Here is a 1415-nt window from a genome sequence, read left to right as displayed (position 1 = left end):
GCCTAGTACTACAGTCGCGTTTATGGGGTGTGTCCGCGGGCTTTGTAATGACTATGTCGTGCGCGGTGTTGGTGTTTTCGTCTCCAGGTTGAGTGTTCCAGGACGTGGTTGGGGCTGGTGGTGCGGTGCCAGACCAGTCGGACGAGCAGGCGCCTGATTTCGGGCAGCGAGAGCCGGATCAGTTCCCCGTCGCTGGCGGCAGGGCCCCTTTTTTGGAGCGGATCACGGTCAGGAAGGCCTGGGCGAACATGGAGAGGGTGATGTGGCGGTACCAGCCGGTGTATTGGCGGACCTGGTAGTGGTCCAGTCCGGTTTCGCCCTTGGAGGTTTGGAAGGTTTCTTCGATCGCCCAGCGGGCGCCGGCGATCCTGACTAGCTCGGCCAGCGAGACCCGGTTCGGGCCGTGGCAGATGAAGTAGGCCAGGTCGGTCGGGTCTTTCAGGGAGCGGCGGGCCAGCAGCCAGTGTTCTCCGGTTTCGGCGGGTCCGTTGATGCGGGTCCGTGCCCAGGAATAGCGGCGGTCGCCCTTGGTCCCGGCCCCGGCGGTCCGTGTCCGCCAGGCAGTGCCGCGCAGGGAAGCGATGAGTTTATCCGCGCGCCATTGCTCGCCGATCCCGGCGGTGGGGGCGATGACGTTTTGGTTCATGGGAACGGCCAGCACGTAGTGCAAACCCCTGGCTTCCAGACGGCGGCGCAACCCTGTGTGCTGTCCGTAGACCGCGTCCCCGGTGGCCCAGCGGGCAGGGATCCCGGCATCCAGGGCGCGGTCGATCATGTCCGCGGCCAGTACCGGTTTCGTGGCGAATTCCCTGGTTTTGGGGATCCCGGCCCGGGTGCATCTTTCCCGGTCGTCGGCCCAGGCTTTGGGCAGGTAGAGTTCCCGGTCCAGCAGGGTGCGCCCGGCCGGGGCGGAGTACGTCAGGAACACCCCGATCTGGCAGTTCTCCACCCGCCCGGCGGTGCCCGAATACTGGCGGGCGACCCCGGCTGAGGCGGCGCCCTTCTTGAGGAATCCGGTCTCGTCAATGATCAGGATCCCGTCGGGATCGCCCAGGTGGCGGTTGACGTAGGTGAACAGGTCATCCCGCACAGCATCCGGGTCCCAGTCGGTCGTCGACAGCAGTCGTTGCATGCCATCCGGGGTACCGTGCCCGGCGCGTTCAGACAAAGTCCAGGAGTTCTTGCGTTCCTCATCCGAAAGCAACCCGCGCACATACCCCACAGCGTTCCGCCGCGGTTCGGACCGGACAAACCGCGGCCCAATAAGATCGCCGATTTCGTCCAGACCTTCGGCCCACTCTTCTACGTCCGCCACACAAATATCATCACTCACCACCAACGATTAACAGGTTCCCTGCCGAAAGTCCGGTCAAACCGCCGATACAGCTCAAATTAAACGCGACTGTAGTACTAGG

1 protein-coding gene is annotated in these 1415 nt (G+C 64.2%); it reads right to left on the bottom strand.

The genetic code is table 11. The features are described from left to right. Positions 1-178: 178 nt before the first annotated feature. The gene (locus tag ACX80X_RS21190; RefSeq protein WP_459313321.1) at positions 179-1321 is read right to left on the bottom strand and encodes an IS701 family transposase; all 1143 of its coding nucleotides are present in this window, start codon (positions 1319-1321) and stop codon (positions 179-181) included. Between the last annotated feature and the right edge of the window lie 94 nt (positions 1322-1415).

Source organism: Pseudarthrobacter sp. MDT3-1, from assembly GCF_054510755.1.
The sequence above is the reverse complement of the archived record's forward strand: the minus strand, read 5'-3'. Positions and strand labels throughout refer to the sequence as shown.